This window comes from Bacteroides sp. D2, assembly GCF_025147085.1.
GTDB lineage: Bacteria > Bacteroidota > Bacteroidia > Bacteroidales > Bacteroidaceae > Bacteroides.
Genome location: NZ_CP102261.1, coordinates 6,744,428 through 6,758,975 on the forward strand (window position 1 = coordinate 6,744,428; position 14,548 = coordinate 6,758,975).

Sequence of the window (14,548 nt, forward strand, 5' to 3'; positions counted from 1 at the left end):
TTACTCATTACTTATATTCTAATATTATATTTTTATCTATATACAATTCACTACCAGTAGAAACAGCTTCACCCTTATTATCCGTTGTTTTAATCTTACTGTCTTCAACACTTTGAGTGTTTGAAGCATTGGAAGAAGAGGCAAACATCACTCTTAAATGAGTCGCTTTTTTCTCAAACATCGTATTATAAGTTAAGTCCACCGTGAAGTCCTTTTGAGAACTCGTCGCTGTTAAGACTTCACTACCTTCGGCCAGCTTTAATGTTTGTCCTCCTTCGCGGTTTTCTACTATTACAGTTACAATACCGCCCTGATCGTTATTAGCTACATAAGTATAAGTACCCTTTAGCTTTATCGGACGGGAAGTGAAGGATATACCTTCATTATAGATTTCGACATTAGTAGAATGGTTATAACTATAACTTCCCAAGAAAAGCTTACCGGCAGAACGATGACCATGCGTAGGAGGCGTAAGATCAGTTAAGCTATTTCCAAACAAAGCACTTTTCCCTGGAGGATCTGCTGAAGTCATGGTCCATGCAACATTGCGCATTAAAACACCATTATTTTGTTTGATGCTAGAAGGAACCATATACCAAGAATTTAGATTGCCACTAGTTGGTACAGTTTTCTGATTAACAGTAACCCAAGCCCCATTTCCATCTAAATCAAAAACAGTCAAATCTGTTGTATCAAATTTATAAGTTCCAAAAGCACCATGAGTATACTTTCCTCCTTTATTAATAGTTCCACTAAAGATTGTCTTACCCCATCCCTGCGTGAAATCCGGAAGCTGTATTACACTCTCTGTTGCCTGCATAACAGGAATTGAATAAGTCGTACCATCATCACAAGTCGTTCTGAAATAATAAGTAGTTCCCGGAGTAAGTCCTGAAATGACAGCCTTTCCAGTGGTTACATCCAGTTTCAAATCTTTGGCATCCACTTTCGTCCACGTACTTCCATTCAAAGAAATATATGCTTCAATAGCACTCATCACATTAGACATATCTTCGGCATATTCAGGTATAATCGTCATTTCAGCCGTGTATGACCACACATCAAACGGTTCGAGGATAACACTATAAGAAGGTATAATAACAGCTACGGAAACGATGGCTGATTTCAAACCATTATATTCAGCCTGGAAGTCTTTGGCTACAACTCCCATATCAATACCACTTGCTTTTATATTGTAATATCCTTCTTTTCCTTCTATCGGAGTGATAACCGTATTGTTAATCAAAGTCATCACACCATAATAACGATAATAGAGCTTAATATTCTGCGGATTGCCTTCTTTCAGTTTCACCGGAATCGTCACTTCTTTACTCTTCATCTTCACAGGCTCCGTAGGCAGCAACATAAAGTTCTTAGGCGTTGTTATATTCAACACATAATCTTCACTTTGCTTACCATAAGTACTAGTGGCACTCAAATAGAATAAATGAGTATCATTATTATCCGTGATATTCAGATTAGGAATCAAACCAGTAAAATTAATAATACCCATCTGATCCTGATTAATACCAAAGCCAATCAACTTCACACCTGATTTGTCCAGCAATGCTTGATCTTCAGGAGTAAGTGCCGCCAGATTAAATCCTTCCTCCGGCCAATCGGGTAAATTAGGAGAAGTAGTTCTAAGAATACATTTCGTAAAACCGCCCAAAGAAGTCAACAAAGCCGATAACTGATTCGATTCAATCGGATTACCGTCCCACTGATTACCATCATTACTTGTTTTCTCAAATCCGGTCAATGTGAAATAAGGAGGTTTAATATTCAATGCTTTATCCGAAATATCCAAAGTAATGGGTCTGACTTCCGTTACACGGTCAAAAACAATGCTCAACATGGCTTTACCAGCGTCCACATTCATTTGCAAATGATAATGATGTTGAGCTAACGCCTCCTCAATGGTAGCCACTTCAATAGTAGTCGGACTTAGTCCGCCATTCACTTTCGTGAAAGTCAGTTTTACTGAAATTCTACCCGGCTTCACATAAGCAGCACGTGTTTCTCCGGACGAAAAAGAAACTTCACTTCCCAACTCTGCCTGTACGGTAGAAGAATAAGTCTTAAAATACTGTTTGAAATCATCCGTGTATTCAATACTTATTTTAGTATTGGCCAACTTACAAGTAGTTTCCACAGGAGTAGTCTCGCCACCACGGATGTTAAAATCGGTAGTACCCTCATAATAAGGAGAATCAAAGCCTTCCTTCTCAATGTCACCATAGAAAGCTTTCAAGGTATAACTTCCTACCGGAAAAGTAGTGTCTTCATCATAGTCACTCAACTTATCCCAGGAAGCCTGCACTTTGTCACCTTGCAACACAGAAATAGAGAAATCTTGTATGGAAGGCAGTACTTCCTCACTCGAGCGTGTCGTAACATCTGTCACCGAAGAATTTGCGGATAGATGCAAGCTCATTCCGCCAAAGGCACCCGAACGCTTTTCATCGTTTACACAACTGCACAACAATACAATCTCTAAAAATAAAATAAACTTCAAAATACCCTTCATACCGAATTAAATACGCCTTTAAATAATACGGAGTCCCTCTCTCTGAAATCAAAGATAAGCTTAAATACCTAATATACAGGTGCTATCTTGTAAACTAGCCGCAAAAATACAGTTTTATTTCTTTATAATAAAGTATCTAAAGAAAGTTTTATTTCCGAATATGAAAAGAAGACCACAATTAAGGCCTAGAATATGAAAAATAAAACATTTTTTAAGAGATATAACATAAAAGTTCTGCCTTTCAGATGAAAAACAGAACTTCATTATGTAATAGTTAAAACGTTAATAAAGCTTATTTATCGACACCTGGCATCAAGACCACTCCCAACTTCTTTTTGCCGTCCATCTTGACTACCACAGGCTTTTCAAAGCGAACGTGACGGAGATAGTTCGTTTCCTGCACTGCCGGTTGCGCATTGAGGAAATCCTGATTATATACTCCATCATTCATAAAGGCGTTGATCGTGAAATACCCTACCCCGAAAGAAGTCAGATTCTGGAAAAAGTGTGTCCCCTGACTGGGATCTACCCGGTAATTAGTCAGACCGGCTTCCACAATCACACGGGCAGCCGAAATATGAGGCCACTTCACCGGAATACCAAGCCATGTATCACTGCTTCCCCAACGTCCCGGACCAACCAATACATAGTTCTTTCCTTCGTTCAGGAACTGTTGATTGATCTTCTCTATCTCCCAGGCAATCGTCTGATTATTGGAAGCACTATAATTGTCGGTTTTTACATAAACCACATCATATACCTCATTCATAATGCCGTGTCCCAACGAATTATACGAACGGAGAATCACATCTTCATCAGGAATCTCGTTCAAATCCTCGTCCAGCATTTCTTTACTGTCTACGATAGGACGGATCTGCAACAGATAGAAAGTTCCGGATTTATCATGTTCGCGACTTAACGTTGCTGCAAATTCAATTTCAACCGGACGGCGCATCTCCTGTTCACCATATTTCAATACTAACTGCAAAATACGAGCTAACGGGAAAACATCATGTTGCAGGATATTAGCAAAAGTAATCACCTTACGTCCTCCCGGATATAAACCATCACGAATGATCTGATCGTACGGATCGTAGGTAGAAGCAATATAACGCAAAGCACCGTCACTTTCTGCCTCTTTAACATGAAGTTTCAGCAAATTAAAACCATCGTCGATAGAAAAATCATGCCCGGCATTTTTCAAATCCAATGCATAGAAACGGGTTTGAGTCTCCTTGAGAGCAATTTCCATTTCGCTGGTCTGTAACACCTGATTAGGATGATAAGGAGAAAAACGAAGGGTCATGCCACCGTCAACAATATATTTTCCTAATCCCAAAGCCAGATTCACCGTTCCCTCTTCTGCCTTTTCATTCCCCAACGGATAATAATTGAGCGAGCGTGCCACACCGGACATGGAAGGATAATAACGGTCACCATACTGATTGCCAACTACTTCCTGCAAGATAACAGCCATTTTCTCCTGATCGATTACATTCGACGTAGCTTGCATATACGCTTTGCTGTCACGGAAATAAACCGAAGCATACACCCCTTTGATGGCATCGGAAAGCATCCGCAACATTTCATAGCGGTCGTCCAGATAAGGAATCATGTAGGTGTTGTAAATTCCTGCAAACGGCTGATAATGTGAGTCTTCCAACAAGGAAGAAGACCGAATGGCAATCGGAGACTTCACTACATCGAAGAAAGTGAAAAAGTCCTCTACCAACCGGTCCGGCAATTTAGCCTTCAGGAAGTATTTCAAAATCGTATCATCATCCGCATCCGACAACGCAATCTGATACAGATTGTTGGTGTCCATGAACTCATCAAAGACATCCGTGCAAAGCACCACTGTTTTCGGAATAGCAATACGTGCATTTTCAAACTCGTCAAACTCCGGATGACGCTTCACCATATTATCAATAAATGCCAGTCCACGTCCTTTTCCTCCGAGAGAGCCGTCCCCGATACGGGCAAAGTTAGAATAACGGTCGAAGCGGTCGCGCTTAAAGACCGCCACGACTCCCTGATTCTTCATCTTACGATACTTCACAATCGCCTCAAAGATGATTTTACGGTGAGCATCGACATCCTGAAGACTATTCCAGGTTATCGGTTTCAAAAATTCAGCCACCGGGAACATGGCACGCGAATAAAACCAACGCGACACGTGATTCCGGCTGATATGATATAAGAAGGACTCCGCAGGTACGGCAAAAAGAATGTTTTGCAGCTCCTTCAAATTCCGGACGCGGGCAATCTCCTCCCCGGTATCCGGATTGCGGAAAATAAAATCACCAAAACCAAAATTATCGGAGACGATACGGCGCAAATCAACGTCCATCTTCTTGGAGTTCTTGTCGATAAAGCTAGCACCATACTTGGCTGCATAAGACGAATTTTCAGATTCGGAAGACTGGATAATCAAAGGAACAAACGGATCATTCTTACGTATCTCCGCACACAGCTTGATACCTGCCAGACCGTCTTTCTCTCCCCGTTCCACTTTCGGGAAACGGACGTCAGTGATTACCCCCAATATATTATTCTGATACTTATGATAGATCTCCATCGCCTCCTGATACGTACGTGCCAACACTATTTTAGGACGTCCGCGCATACGAAGCGTACGCTGGTGTGCATTCAAGGCTTCGGTAGAGAATTCCTGACTCTGCTTCAACACGAACTTATACAGATTCGGCAAAATGGAAGAATAGAAACGAATGCCATCTTCCACCAAAAGAATCAGCTGTACACCGACCTCCTGTACATCGTGTTCCAGATTCATCTTGTCCTCTATCAACTTAATGATAGACACCAACAGGTCGGTATTACCCAACCAGCAGAACACATATTCGAACGCACTTAAATCTTCATTGATAATCCGTTTGGTAATACCATGGCTAAAAGGAGTCAGTATGACGATAGGAATATGCTCGTATTTCTCTTTGATGTGACGGCCGATATCGAAACTGTCATTATCCCCCGTGCTCGGCATACAAATCACCAGGTCGAACGACATATTTTCCAACTGTGACAGTGCTTCCTCCTCCGTAGATACCTGCGAGAAACGAGGTGGATAGCGCAGAGACAAAGAAGTGTATTCATTGAAAATCTTCTCATCAATGCGCCCGTCATCTTCCAACATGAAAGCATCGTAAGGATTAGCGATTAATAACACGTTAAAAATCCGCCTTGTCATCAAGTTAGCGAATTGTGTATCTTTGAAGTAAAGCTGGTTTAATTTATATTTACTAAGCATAAAGTCATTCTCCTTTCTTATTTCAAATCGTCTATCTGCAGAATCACATTTTGCAAAGTTAATTCTTTAAATCTCATTTTCCACCATCTTCTTTATAAAGTTTACTTGTTTATCTCTTATTATTTTGTAGATTTGTAACTTTAAGTTTATTCAAAAAGACTTTTTATTCACATGAAAAAAGTAACTTTATTAATGAGTGGAATCATGGTGATGTCATGCGCTCCCCAACAGAAAAAGCTAGTCTACCCCGAGACGGCAAAGGTAGACACCGTAGACGTGTACTTCGGTACACAAGTTCCCGACCCTTACAGATGGCTGGAAAATGACACCAGTGCAGCTACTACTGCCTGGGTAGAAGCACAAAACAAAGTAACGAATGAGTATCTAAGTCAGATTCCATTCCGGGAAAACTTGTTGAAACGATTGACCACACTGGCCGATTACGAGAAAATCAGTGCGCCAATCAAGAAACATGGCAAATATTACTTCAGTAAAAATGACGGCCTGCAAAACCAGAGTGTATTCTATGTACAGGATTCACTGGACGGCGAGCCTCGCGTTTTCCTCGACCCGAACAAGCTCTCGGACGATGGCACAGTGGCACTGACCGGTCTTTACTTCTCAAACGATGGCAAATATACCGCTTACAGTATCTCACGCAGCGGATCGGATTGGTCTGAAATATTTGTCATGGACACTGAAAGTGGCAAGTTATTGGAAGACCACATCGAATGGGCCAAATTTACCGGTGCCGCCTGGCAAGGAGACGGATTCTACTACAGCGCCTACGATGCTCCCGCCAAAGGAAAAGAATTCTCCAACGTAAACGAAAAGCACAAAATCTATTATCACAAAATAGGTGAACCGCAATCGAAAGATAAACTGATTTATCAGAATCCGGCTTATCCGAAACGTTTCTATACAGCCAGCACCAGCGAAGACGAACGTATTCTCTTCCTCACAGAATCCGGTGCCGGAAGAGGCAACAACTTATTTATAAGGGACCTGAAAAATCCGAATTCTCCTTTTATCCAACTGACTACCGACCTCGACTACCAATACTACCCGATTGAAGTGATCGGCGACCAGATTTATATTTATACTAACTATGGTGCACCGAAAAACCGGATCATGGTAGCCGACATCAACCGTCCGAAACTGGAAGACTGGAAAGAACTCGTTCCCGAATCGGAAGCCGTTCTTTCAAATGCAGAAGTGATCGGTGGCAAACTGTTCCTTACTTACGACAAAGATGCTTCGAACCATGCATACGTTTACGGCCTCGACGGCAAGCAGATTCAGGAAATCCAACTGCCTTCACTCGGTTCGGTAGGCTTTAGCGGCAACAAAGACGATAAAGAATGTTTCTTCGGATTCACTTCATTCACCATTCCGGGTGCCACTTATAAATATGATATGGACCAGAACACCTACGAACTATACCGTGCACCGAAAGTACAGTTCAACTCGGATGATTTTGTGACGGAACAAGTATTCTTTGCCAGCAAAGACGGTGTAAAAGTTCCGATGTTCCTTACCTATAAGAAAGATCTGAAGAAAGACGGCAAAAATCCTGTATTCCTCTACGGATACGGTGGTTTCGGCATCAGCCTCAACCCGGGTTTCAGTGCAATGCGCATCCCATTCCTCGAAAATGGCGGTATCTACGCACAAGTCAACCTGCGTGGTGGCAGCGAATACGGTGAAGACTGGCACGTAGCCGGAACTAAGATGCAGAAGCAGAATGTATTCGACGACTTCATCTCTGCTGCCGAATATCTTATCAACGAAAAATATACGAATAAAGATAAAATCGCCATTGTAGGTGGCTCCAATGGCGGTCTGCTGGTAGGTGCCTGCATGACACAGCGTCCGGACCTGTTCCGTGTAGCAATTCCGCAGGTAGGCGTGATGGATATGCTTCGCTATCATAAATTTACTATCGGTTGGAACTGGGCAAGCGATTACGGAACAAGCGAAGACAGCAAGGAAATGTTTGAATACCTCAAAGGCTATTCTCCATTGCACAACCTGAAACCGGGCACAAAATATCCGGCAACACTGGTAACCACTGCCGACCATGACGACCGTGTGGTTCCCGCCCATTCATTCAAGTTTGCCGCTACGCTGCAAGCAGACAACGACGGTACAAACCCGACACTGATCCGCATCGACAGCAAAGCAGGTCACGGTGCAGGCAAACCGATGGCAAAAGTACTTGAAGAACAAGCAGACATCTACGGTTTCATCATGTACAATTTGGACATGAAGCCGGATTTTAAGAAGTAAAAAGTACAAAGTATTAAATTCAGGTATCAAGTATTAAGTATTAGCACTGAATACTTGATACCTAATGCTTTTTCTACTATCATTTTATCATTATTTAATCAAAATAATGGCATAAAATCAATCACATCTGAAAAATCTTCCTATATTTGCAGTGAGTTAGTTGACATTTTATCAGAATTAACCTTTTAAAATATAGTATCATGAACATCCAGAAAATCATGTCCTCTTTGGAGGCTAAGCATCCCGGTGAATCTGAATATCTTCAGGCAGTGAAGGAAGTTCTTCTTTCTATCGAAGATATATACAATCAACATCCTGAATTTGAAAAAGCTAAAATCATAGAAAGATTGGTAGAACCTGACCGTATCTTCACTTTCCGTGTGACATGGGTGGACGATAGAGGCGAGGTACAGACCAATCTCGGCTATCGTGTACAATTCAATAATGCGATAGGCCCATATAAAGGTGGTATCCGTTTCCATGCATCCGTTAATCTTTCCATTTTGAAGTTCCTCGGCTTCGAACAAACATTCAAGAATGCACTGACTACCCTGCCTATGGGTGGCGGTAAAGGCGGTTCCGATTTCTCTCCACGCGGCAAGAGTGATGCTGAAATCATGCGTTTCTGCCAGGCATTTATGCTGGAATTGTGGCGTCATCTCGGACCGGACATGGATGTGCCTGCCGGTGACATCGGTGTAGGAGGACGTGAAGTGGGCTATATGTTCGGCATGTACAAAAAACTGACTCGTGAATTTACCGGTACATTCACCGGCAAAGGATTGGAATTCGGCGGTTCATTGATTCGTCCGGAAGCTACTGGTTTCGGAGGACTGTATTTTGTCAACCAGATGCTTCAGGCAAAAGGGATTGATATAAAAGGTAAGACAGTGGCAATCTCCGGTTTCGGCAACGTTGCCTGGGGAGCAGCTACTAAAGCTACCGAACTGGGTGCAAAAGTGATTACGATTTCCGGTCCGGACGGATATATCTACGATCCGGATGGTATCAGTGGTGAAAAAATTGACTATATGCTCGAACTTCGTTCTTCGGGTAACGATATTGTGGCTCCTTATGTCGAACAGTATCCGAACGCAACCTTCGTAGAAGGAAAACGCCCGTGGGAAGTGAAAGCAGACATCGCACTTCCTTGCGCCACCCAGAACGAATTAAATGGAGAAGATGCTCAAAATCTCATAAAAAATGACGTACTTTGCGTCGGAGAAATTTCCAACATGGGATGTACCCCTGAAGCTATCGATCTTTTCATTGAACATGAGACGATGTATGCTCCGGGTAAAGCGGTCAACGCAGGTGGTGTAGCCACTTCCGGTCTGGAAATGTCTCAAAACGCAATGCACCTTAGCTGGAGTGCTGCCGAAGTGGACGAAAAACTCCACGCAATCATGCACGGCATCCATGCACAATGCGTGAAGTACGGCACGGAACCCGACGGATACATTAATTATGTGAAGGGTGCCAACATTGCCGGATTTATGAAAGTAGCTCACGCAATGATGGGACAAGGCGTTGTTTAAATTGAAAATTGAGAATTAAAAATTAAAAAATAAAAGAGTTTGGTAGTGGACTATGTTAGTCAACAAGACATTTATTTTTCAATTCTCAATTTTTAATTCTCAATTTATTTAAGGACTTTGTTTAGTTGTATTTGTATTTGTGGTTTGCGCTGCTCGTCTCCTGTGACAGGACGCGGGTAGCGCTATTTTTTTGAGATTAACATTATTTTCGCTGGAATTAATTATCTTTGTAGCATGATAGGTTAAATAATAGTTTGTGAATTTGTTATATGCGATAAACAACTCACAACTAATAATTTACCATTATTGGTTTTGTAATTAATAATCAAGTAATAAATAAAAAATGCTACAACCCGAATTGAAATTTCGCCGTGACAAGATTCGCAGTCTGATGGTGTCGCAGGGCATTGATGCCGCACTTATCACGTGTAATGCAAATTTAATTTACACGTATGGCTGTGTAGTCAGTGGCTATCTTTACCTCCCCCTTCATTCGCCTGCACTATTATTTTTTAAACGTCCTAATAACATCACAGGAGAGCACTCATTCTCTATCCGCAAACCGGAACAAATTGTTGATCTGCTGAAAGAACAAGGATTACCGATGCCAACCAAACTGATGTTAGAAGGTGACGAACTTCCTTATACGGAATATTGTCGTCTGGCCAGTCTCTTCCCGGAAACGGAAGTGGTAAATGGTACCCCGTTGATTCGCCAGGCACGCAGCGTGAAAACACCTGTAGAAATTGAAATGTTCCGCCGCTCCGGCATTGCTCATGCAAAGGCTTATGAGCAGATTCCTGGTGTTTATCGTCCCGGTATGACGGACATTGAATTTTCCATCGAAATAGAACGCCTGATGCGCCTGCAAGGTTGCCTCGGAATTTTCCGGGTATTCGGACGCAGTATGGAAATATTCATGGGTAGCGTACTGACCGGAGATAATGCCGGTTACCCCTCTCCTTATGATTTTGCCTTAGGCGGTCAGGGACTTGATCCTGCCTTGCCGGGAGGAGCAAATAAAACTCCGTTAAAAGAGGGACAAAGCGTTATGGTGGACTTAGGTGGCAACTTCAACGGCTACATGAACGATATGAGCCGTGTATTCTCTATCGGCAAACTGCCCGAAGAAGCTTACACCGCCCATCAGGTTTGTCTGGATATCCAGGAAAAAATTGCTTCCATTGCCAGACCGGGTATTGCCTGTGAAGTGCTTTACGACACAGCAGTCGAAGTGGTCAAAACAGCCGGATTTGCCGACAAATTTATGGGAACAGGACAACAAGCCAAATTTATCGGTCACGGCATCGGGCTTGAAATTAACGAAGCTCCGGTACTGGCTCCCCGCATAAAACAACAATTAGAACCGGGTATGGTCTTTGCCCTCGAACCGAAAATCGTTATTCCGGGTGTAGGTCCCGTAGGTATCGAGAACTCTTGGGTAGTGACCAACGAAGGAATAGAAAAACTGACGAACTGCAATGAGGAAATCATTGAATTAAGTTAAGCAGACGATGAAAAAGATGTGTCCGGCAAAGAACAGGCACATCTTTTTCTACTAATAATAACACACTTAACCCCCAAAACCAATGAAACAACCTTTCATTCTAACCCTTGTATCCTCTGTTGCCTGTGCTGCAACAGCCGCCAACAAAGCACCGGAAAACACCACACCGACAAAGTCAAAAACACCCAACGTTGTATTTATCTACGCCGACGATCTCGGCTACGGCGATCTGGAATGTTACGGAGCTAAAAACGTACAGACACCCAACGTCAACCAACTGGCAAAATCGGGAATCCTTTTCACCAATGCTCATGCAACAGCCGCCACCAGCACCCCTTCCCGCTACTCCATGCTAACCGGAGAATACGCATGGCGCAAAGAAGGAACGGATGTAGCGGCAGGAAATGCCGGAATGATTATCCGCCCCGAACAATACACCATGGCAGATATGTTCAAAAGTGTCGGTTACACCACTGCCGCAGTAGGCAAATGGCATCTGGGACTCGGAGATCAAACCGCCACTCAAGACTGGAATGCTCCGTTACCGTGCGCACTGGGCGATTTAGGTTTCGACTATCATTACATTATGGCAGCCACAGCCGACCGTGTACCCTGTGTGTACATCGAAAACGGGAAAGTAGCCAACTATGATCCGAGTGCTCCCATCGAAGTCAGTTATCAAAAGAACTTCGAGGGTGAACCAACCGGAAAAAGTAATCCTGAATTACTTTATAACCTCAAGCCAAGTCACGGTCACGACATGTCGATCGTTAATGGAATTTCACGCATCGGTTTTATGAAAGGCGGTGGAAAGGCACTCTGGAAAGACGAAAACATTGCTGATTCACTTACCACACACGCCATTCAATTCATCGAGGAAAACCAAAACAAACCTTTCTTTCTCTACTTTGCCACCAATGACGTACATGTGCCCCGCTTTCCTCACGACCGTTTCAGAGGAAAAAATCCGATGGGATTAAGAGGCGACGCTATCGTACAGTTCGATTATTGTGTCGGTGAAATCCTGAATACACTCGAAAAACTGGGATTAAGAGAAAATACACTCATTATTCTTTCAAGTGACAACGGCCCGGTAGTAGACGACGGATACGATGACAAAGCAGAAGAACTACTCAACGGTCATAGTCCTGCGGGACCGCTACGGGGCAACAAATATAGTGCCTTTGAAGGAGGAACCCGTATTCCTGCCATCGTCAGCTGGCCTGCAGGAGTAAAAAAAGGAATGACTTCAGACTTATTGGTTTCACAAGTGGACTGGCTCGCCTCTCTCGCTTCCCTGACCGGAGCTACGATGCCTAAGAATACCGCACCGGATAGTTACAACTATCTGGGAAGTTGGCTGGGTAAAGAAAAGACAGACCGCCCGTGGGTAATAGAGCAGGCTTCTAATCACACGCTTTCTGTCCGCACCAAAGACTGGAAATACATCGAACCGAATGACGGACCGAAAATGATTCAATGGGGACCGAAGATAGAAACCGGAAACTCTAAAGAACCCCAGCTTTATAAGATGAAAGAAGTGAAAGAGGTAACCAACTATGCAAAGAATATGCCGGAGAAAGTGGCAGAACTGCAAAGTATCCTTCAAAGCGTACGCGAAGGAAAGGACTTAATCGGGAAATAATTCCAGATATGAAACACTGAAACGCTTTTATTTTAATGACAACAATATCATGAATTATCAATCAATCCCGTTGATAGGCAGTGCCCTGCTCCTATCTACCCTATCTGCCAACGGACAGAAAAAAAATACCCAGCCCAATATCCTCTTCATCCTTTGTGACGATATGGGATATGGAGACTTAGGATGCTACGGTCAACCATTTATCCGTACCCCTCATATAGACGCCATGGCCGGTGAAGGAATGCGTTTTACGCAAGCATACGCAGGAAGTCCCGTCAGCGCCCCTTCCAGAGCTTCATTCATGACAGGACAACATTCAGGCCATTGTGAAGTACGAGGTAACAAGGAGTACTGGAAAAATGCACCGATCGTGGAATATGGACAGAATAAAGAATACTCAATAGTGGGGCAACACCCTTATGATCCCGACACGTAATCCTGCCGGAGATAATGAAAGATAACGGCTATACCACAGGTATGTTCGGTAAATGGGCCGGAGGTTACGAAGGTTCCTGTTCCACTCCCGACAAACGGGGGATAGACGAATACTACGGTTATATCTGTCAGTTTCAGGCTCATCTTTATTATCCCAATTTCCTGAACCGTTATAGTAAAGCGTTGGGTGACACCGGAGTGGTACGTGTAGTGATGGATGAAAACATCCAATATCCGATGTATGGTCCCGACTACCTGAAACGTCCGCAATATTCGGCCGACATGATTCACCAGAAAGCATTGGAGTGGCTGGATCAGCAAGACGGCAAACAACCGTTTTTCGGCGTATTGACTTACACCTTACCTCATGCGGAACTCGTTCAGCCGGAAGATTCTATCCTGAATGAATACAAAGCTAAATTCAACCCGGATAAAGAATTTAAGGGAAGCGAAGGCTCACGATACAACGCCATCACGCATACACACGCCCAATTTGCCGGAATGATTACCCGCCTGGACTATTACGTGGGCGAAGTTTTGAAAAAACTGAAAGAAAAAGGACTGGACGAAAACACATTGGTTATTTTCTCCAGTGACAACGGCCCTCACGAGGAAGGCGGAGCTGATCCTACTTTCTTCGGCAGAGACGGAAAACTACGCGGACTGAAACGTCAATGCCACGAAGGAGGAATACGTATTCCATTTATCGCCCGTTGGCCGGGACACATACCTGCAGGCGAAGTAAACGATCACATCTGTGCATTTTATGATTTAATGCCGACGTTCTGCGAAGTTATTGGTATCAAAGACTACGAAAAGAAATACCGCAATAAGGAAAAAGAAGTCGATTATTTCGATGGGATTTCTTTCGCTCCTACACTGCTGGGTAAAAATAAGCAAAAGAAACATGACTTTCTGTATTGGGAGTTTGATGAAACAGACCAGATTGCCGTACGCATGGATGATTGGAAAATGGTAGTGAAAAAAGGAACACCGTTCCTCTATAATCTAAAAACAGATATTCATGAGGATCATGACATAACACTCCAACATCCAGATATCGTGGAAAAGATGAAGGCTATCATCTTTGAACAACACACTCCGAATCCTCATTTTTCGGTGACGTTGCCCAAACGGTAAACACACAGATAAAGAAATAATGAGTAATCAGCAGTTGGAAAGCAAGTTATCATTCATTCCTATACGGTTTTCACCACAGAGGATACGGAGGGTACAGAGGTGAATCTTGTTCATGCCGGTACTGAAATGAACTAATTTCGAGCTTGTGCAGATTTATTTTTGATACCTAATGGGGGTATGGCTAATGATACATGAA

General features: G+C 43.1%; 6 protein-coding genes and 1 pseudogene. 5 read left to right on the forward strand and 2 right to left on the reverse strand.

Going from position 1 to position 14,548, the window contains the following annotated elements:
• Positions 1–7: 7 nt before the first annotated feature.
• Both NQ505_RS25455 and NQ505_RS25460 read right to left on the reverse strand, forming a co-directional pair.
• Positions 8–2,530, reverse strand: coding sequence for a DUF4493 domain-containing protein (locus tag NQ505_RS25455; RefSeq protein WP_004298002.1), 2,523 nt, complete (start codon positions 2,528–2,530; stop codon positions 8–10).
• A 292-nt stretch (positions 2,531–2,822) separates the two neighbouring features.
• Complete coding sequence (locus NQ505_RS25460) at positions 2,823–5,798, reverse strand: PEP/pyruvate-binding domain-containing protein (RefSeq protein ID WP_008998774.1); 2,976 nt, start codon at positions 5,796–5,798, stop codon at positions 2,823–2,825.
• A gap of 171 nt (positions 5,799–5,969) precedes the next feature.
• Between NQ505_RS25460 and NQ505_RS25465 the strand changes: the two genes are divergently transcribed.
• From NQ505_RS25465 to NQ505_RS25485, 5 genes and pseudogenes are all read left to right on the forward strand, one after another.
• A complete protein-coding gene (locus NQ505_RS25465) occupies positions 5,970–8,087 on the forward strand; it encodes a prolyl oligopeptidase family serine peptidase (protein WP_008998775.1) in 2,118 nt (705 codons plus the stop codon).
• Between the two features lie 200 nt (positions 8,088–8,287).
• Entirely contained in the window at positions 8,288–9,625 is a 1,338-nt protein-coding gene (gdhA, locus tag NQ505_RS25470; RefSeq protein ID WP_008998776.1) for an NADP-specific glutamate dehydrogenase, read from the forward strand.
• A gap of 343 nt (positions 9,626–9,968) precedes the next feature.
• Complete coding sequence (locus NQ505_RS25475) at positions 9,969–11,132, forward strand: M24 family metallopeptidase (RefSeq protein WP_008998777.1); 1,164 nt, start codon at positions 9,969–9,971, stop codon at positions 11,130–11,132.
• An 82-nt stretch (positions 11,133–11,214) separates the two neighbouring features.
• Complete coding sequence (locus NQ505_RS25480) at positions 11,215–12,777, forward strand: sulfatase family protein (protein ID WP_008998778.1); 1,563 nt, start codon at positions 11,215–11,217, stop codon at positions 12,775–12,777.
• Between the two features lie 49 nt (positions 12,778–12,826).
• Positions 12,827–14,352 (forward strand): annotated as a pseudogene (locus NQ505_RS25485) (arylsulfatase).
• Positions 14,353–14,548: the final 196 nt, after the last annotated feature.

Coding starts and splice junctions, on each gene's coding strand:
- gdhA (WP_008998776.1), top strand. CDS start 8,288: ATGAACATCCAGAAAATCATGTCCTCTTTGGAGGCTAAGCATCCCGGT.
- NQ505_RS25480 (WP_008998778.1), top strand. CDS start 11,215: ATGAAACAACCTTTCATTCTAACCCTTGTATCCTCTGTTGCCTGTGCT.
- NQ505_RS25455 (WP_004298002.1), bottom strand. CDS start 2,530: ATGAAGGGTATTTTGAAGTTTATTTTATTTTTAGAGATTGTATTGTTG.
- NQ505_RS25460 (WP_008998774.1), bottom strand. CDS start 5,798: ATGCTTAGTAAATATAAATTAAACCAGCTTTACTTCAAAGATACACAA.
- NQ505_RS25475 (WP_008998777.1), top strand. CDS start 9,969: ATGCTACAACCCGAATTGAAATTTCGCCGTGACAAGATTCGCAGTCTG.
- NQ505_RS25465 (WP_008998775.1), top strand. CDS start 5,970: ATGAAAAAAGTAACTTTATTAATGAGTGGAATCATGGTGATGTCATGC.